The organism is Cohnella suwonensis (assembly GCF_042655365.1).
In the GTDB taxonomy this organism is placed as follows: Bacteria; Bacillota; Bacilli; order Paenibacillales; family Paenibacillaceae; genus Cohnella; species Cohnella suwonensis.
In genome coordinates this window covers 1-4,873 of the sequence record NZ_JBHSMH010000115.1, presented here as the reverse complement: position 1 = coordinate 4,873, position 4,873 = coordinate 1, and the positions used below count along the sequence as shown (strand labels likewise).

The 4,873-nt window shown below is 41.5% G+C and carries 4 protein-coding genes; all 4 read left to right on the top strand.

The features are described from left to right. The first annotated feature begins 86 nt into the window (after positions 1 to 86). On the top strand, positions 87 to 476 hold the full coding sequence (locus ACFPPD_RS25840) for a hypothetical protein (RefSeq protein ID WP_209751957.1): 390 nt from the start codon (positions 87 to 89) through the stop codon (positions 474 to 476). 210 nt (positions 477 to 686) lie between these two features. Further along, on the top strand, positions 687 to 1,040 hold the full coding sequence (locus ACFPPD_RS25835) for a hypothetical protein (RefSeq protein WP_209751955.1): 354 nt from the start codon (positions 687 to 689) through the stop codon (positions 1,038 to 1,040). A 308-nt stretch (positions 1,041 to 1,348) separates the two neighbouring features. Then, the gene (locus tag ACFPPD_RS25830) at positions 1,349 to 1,855 is read left to right on the top strand and encodes a GNAT family N-acetyltransferase (protein ID WP_209751953.1); all 507 of its coding nucleotides are present in this window, start codon (positions 1,349 to 1,351) and stop codon (positions 1,853 to 1,855) included. A gap of 830 nt (positions 1,856 to 2,685) precedes the next feature. Further along, complete coding sequence (locus ACFPPD_RS25825; RefSeq protein ID WP_209751950.1) at positions 2,686 to 3,930, top strand: AAA family ATPase; 1,245 nt, start codon at positions 2,686 to 2,688, stop codon at positions 3,928 to 3,930. Positions 3,931 to 4,873 lie beyond the last annotated feature (943 nt).

Sequence of the window (4,873 nt, the reverse complement as noted above, 5' to 3'; positions counted from 1 at the left end):
AGTCGGTGGGACGTCGTGAACACATGAACGTTATAGGAAATTCCCGCTAAGAACTAAACAATCAAAGATGGCCACTCGACGAAGCAATGGGAAAAGCCGTCTGCAGTAAGTATCTCGACGAAGCAATGGGAAAAGCCGTCTGTAGTAAGTATCTCGACGAAGCAATGGGAAAAGCCGTATGTAGTGAGTATCTCGACGAAGCAATGGGAAAAGCCGTCTGTAGTAAGTATCTCGGCGAAGCAATGGGAAAAGCCGTCTGTAGAAAGTATCTCGATGAAGCAATGGGAAAAGCCGTCTGTAGTATGTATCTCGACGAAGCAATGGGAAAAGCCGTCTGTAGTATGTATCTCGACGAAGCAATGGGAAAAACCGTATGTAGTAAGTATCTCGATGAAGCAATGGGAAAAGCCGTCTGTAGTAAGTATCTCGACGAAGCAATGGGGAAGCCATCAGTAGTAAGTATATCGGCGATGTAGGAAGAATTTTATGGGAGAGAAATCGAAGAAGGCGGGAACATCCTATAACACCATGTTCACGCTTCGGCGGACGAGCCGCCTCGGTCCGGCAGGAGTTAGATGTGAATTCGGAGAAGTAATTGGCAGCAGCTGGGAAGCGGAATCAGCCGGACACATCCAACTCCCTAACCGCATCGCGGCCGCCCTTCGGGCTTAAGGGAGTTGGACGTCGTGAACACATTAACGTTATACGAAATCTCTGAAGAGCTCAAAAACACTATTCAAAATATGATAAATAAGGTGAATAACATGAGAAAGAAAAATCTTTCGATTATTATTTCAGCAATACTCATTATTTATATTGTATTCTTTCCTTCACCTACCGCAGAAATAGCAGTTCGTAAACATCTATTATTCACATTTCATCCTATTAAGGCATTTAGTAATTCAGTTCAAGAAGGAACAATTAAAAATGACCCCAAATATGGGGACTTATACGAAGTAGATGGAATAAATACTCCTTTAATTTATGTTAAGAAATTTTCTCTAGGTTGGAGAGTAACTTCAAGTGGGACAGGACCATAATTAAGAAATAACAAAGAAAATCTAAATCTAAGGATAAGAATTGTATAGCATTTCAAGAAGTCAGAGACTTCGTATAACACCATGTTCACGCATCGGGGCATTCGCCCCTCGGTCCGGCAGGAGTAGGGAAGCGTAATCGACTGGAGAATTCAGAAGCAGAGAAGCGTAATCAGCCGGACACATCCGCACCACCTAACCGCATCGCGGCCGCCCTTCGGGCTTAAGGTGGTGGGACGTCGTGAACACATTAACGTTATATGCAATCCCTGCAAGATCTAAAAACCTAAAAAACATAAGAGGCGATCAATATGACGGTTCAAATTCGTCCGGTAGTGTTTGAAGATTCAAAATATGTTCAAGAATATGCATCAGACTATAGAATATCTCAAACAAGTAATGTTCCATATCCTTATCCAGAAGGCGGAGGGGAATCATGGGCAAGAATGGTAATATCAAGACGAGAGCAAGGAATTTCATTTGTTTTTTCAATTTATGAAGATGATCATTTTGCTGGAGTAATATCATTAAACGGAATTAATAATGAAGAAAGATCAGTTGAATTAGATTATTGGATTGCAGTACCATATTGGAATAAGGGAATAGGGACTGAAGCGGCAAAGAAAGCAATAAAATATGCATTTGAAGAAATGAATTTAGAAACAATTAGAAGTGCATGTCTCGCAAAGAATAAAGGCTCTACAAAAGTACTTGATAAAAACGGATTTACAAGAATTAATGAATTCATATTTGAAGACGGGAAATTTAAAGATGAAGTAGGATATAGATATCAATTGAACAAATCAATAGGGGCTTAGCAGATTCGAAGAAGGCAGGGACAGCATATAACACCATGTTCACGCTTCGGGCCATTCGGCCCTCGGTCCGGCAGGAGTAGGGAAGCGGATTCGACTGGAGTAATTCAGCAACAGGGAAGCGGAATCAGCCGGACACATCCGCACCGACTAAGCGCATCGCGCCCGGCGACTTCGTCGCCTTAAGTCGGTGGGACGTCGTGAACACATTAACGTTAGATGAAATTCTTAGCGGGGAAGGTCAAGAACAATGCCTGTGGTGAGGCCAATTTTGAAGCGGTATAATCCTTAACGGATTCTTGAATTGGTTTGGGCGGTATGGCTCCGAATATGGAACGTTTCCTCATAAAGCGGAAACAGACCGATTTGACTGTGGAAAGCATACTCGAGGATACAATGGAACGTTTCCTCATAGACCGGAAACAGACCGACTTGACTGTGGAAAGCATACTCGAAGATACAATGGAACGTTTCCTCATAGACCGGAAACAGACCGGATTTGAGCTGCAAGAGTAATCGAAGAGGCCCCGCTAAGAACAACATCTAACACCATGTTCACGCTTCGGCGGACAAGCCGCCTCGGTCCGGCAGGAGTTAGAAGAGGATTCGGAGAAGTAATTGGCAGTAGCAGGGGAGCGTAATCAGCCGGACACATCCAACTCCCTAACCGCATCGCGGCCGCCCTTCGGGCTTAAGGGAGTTGGACGTCGTGAACACATGAACGTTATCGGAAATCCACAAAGTGCATAGATAAAATGAACGTATGTTTGCATTTATGAGTAACGGAATGTATTCTATATATGGAAATTCATTTTATTTAGGAGTGCAAACACATGACTAAGAAGAGGTTTGTAGATCCATTTTTTCCGAATAGACCAGTTGATGATCCAAATCGATTTTCTGGACGGGAAACTCAAGTTGATGAAGTCATTGATTCTCTATTTCAAACTGCAAATGACAATCCTAAACATACAATAATCACTGGTGACAGAGGAATGGGGAAGAGTTCTCTCCTTCTTCAAACAAAGTTACTTGCTACTGGTGATAACAGATTAGCTGAAAAGTTACGCATTGATTTAGGTTTAGAAGCATTTAACTACATAGTGGCTTGGCATGATGCAAATTATGATCAATCTGCTGAGCACATTGTATTTGGATTACTTCGAGATCTTGAAAGCAGTATCAAGAGATTTTTTAATAAATTTACATTAGAATTGGATGTTTACGGATTAAAGGTTAGTGGAAGGGATGAAAGAGAAAGGTCGATAGCAGATTTAGTAAATTACTTTTGTGAAATGCTTGAAAAAAGCTATAAATCTGTAACAGAAAATAAAAAGAATGGAATCATTTTGTTTATTGATGAACTTGATCGTGTAAAGCCTGATTCAGGAATCGCAACTTTCTTCAAGCTTTGTACTGAAAAGTTAAATAGAGAAGGAATGAAAAAAATATCGTTCTTCTGTGCGGGCATCACTGGTGCAGTTCAAAAGCTTGAAGAAGATCACGGTTCTATTTTTCGAACATTCAGGGATGTTCCGATTCCAAGATTGACAATAGACGAGACATCAAGAATTTTGATCTCTGGCTTTGATAAAGCGGAGTTTACCTTTGACGCTAATGTTTTAAATTGTGTCTATGACTTAGCGGTGGGTTTCCCTGAACCTGTTCATATTCTTGGAAGTGAGATGTTGTCAGTATGTGAAGCTGAAAATTTGACGGAAAAAGATTTTGAAAATGCAAAGATCAAAGTTGTTACTGACGTTAGAAGAAATAAATTGCGTTCATTACTTCAAAAAGCTGGATATGGAAAATACCAACAAATATTAGAGGCAATGGCGGCGTTTGATGGAGCCTATGTGCCTTTAGATTATATATCTAAGTATATTGGTTATGATCAAAATCAGTTCAGCACTAATATTTCGAATTTAATAGATCGAGATACAATAACACGTGTAGACAAAGGTGTTTATACTTTTGTAGATCCACTACTAAAAGAATATATTAGGAACTTCGGTGTTCTTAATATTAAGAAGAATGATGAAGATGACGAAGAAGGGCAAATATATATGGACGTATAACAAGCCATATCATGCAGCGAATCGAGGGGAGTTCCTTAATTCGCTGCATTTTTTTACAACAACAATTTCAAGATTACGTAGATTCAATGAAGTTATGGACTTCCGATAACACCATGTTCACGCTTCGGGCCATACGGCCCTCGGTCCGGCAGGAGTTAGATGAGGATTCGAAGAAGTAATTGGCAGTAGCAAGGAAGCGGAATCAGCCGGACACATCCGCACCACCTAACCGCATCGCGGCCGCCCTTCGGGCTTAAGGTGGTGGGACGTCGTGAACACATGAACGTTAGCGGAAATCCCCGAGAACCAAAGTGAAATATAAAACTCAAGCATAAAGAGCCGACGACAAGAGGAACATATCGCCGGCTCTTTTAATTTGTCCTTAATCAAGAATGAAACAGTTTGCTAAAGCTTTAATTGAATAATTGGTTTATACTACCATTTAAGAAGGGCAATTTGAAGGGCAATTTGAAGGGCAATTTGAAGGGCAATTTGAAGGGCAATTTGAAGGGCAATTTGAAGGGCAATTTGAAGGGCAATTTGAAGGTCAATTTGAAGGTCAATTTGAAGGTCAATTTGAAGGGTGTATTTAAAGATCGTATTTGAAGATCGTATTTTGAAGAGCATATTTTCAGGGCGTATTAAAGAACACTTGAATGTTGGATCAGGAAGTCGGGGACATCCGCTAACACCATGTTCACGCTTCGGGCCATTCGGCCCTCGGTCCGGCAGGAGTTAGATGAGGGTTCGGAGAAGTAATTGGCAGCAGCAAGGAAGTGGAATCAGCCGGATACATCCAACTCCCTAACCGCATCGCGGCCGCCCTTCGGGCTTAAGGGAGTTGGACGTCGTGAACACATGAACGTTAGCAGAAATCCCCGAGAGTTATTATGTGTTTTTAAGTCGCGGGTGGAGCAAGAAATTGGTAACCGCTTCCGACAAT

Excerpts from the sequence above, each read along its gene's own strand:
- ACFPPD_RS25840 (WP_209751957.1), top strand. The coding sequence starts at position 87 with ATGGGAAAAGCCGTCTGCAGTAAGTATCTCGACGAAGCAATGGGAAAA.
- ACFPPD_RS25830 (WP_209751953.1), top strand. The coding sequence starts at position 1,349 with ATGACGGTTCAAATTCGTCCGGTAGTGTTTGAAGATTCAAAATATGTT.
- ACFPPD_RS25825 (WP_209751950.1), top strand. The coding sequence starts at position 2,686 with ATGACTAAGAAGAGGTTTGTAGATCCATTTTTTCCGAATAGACCAGTT.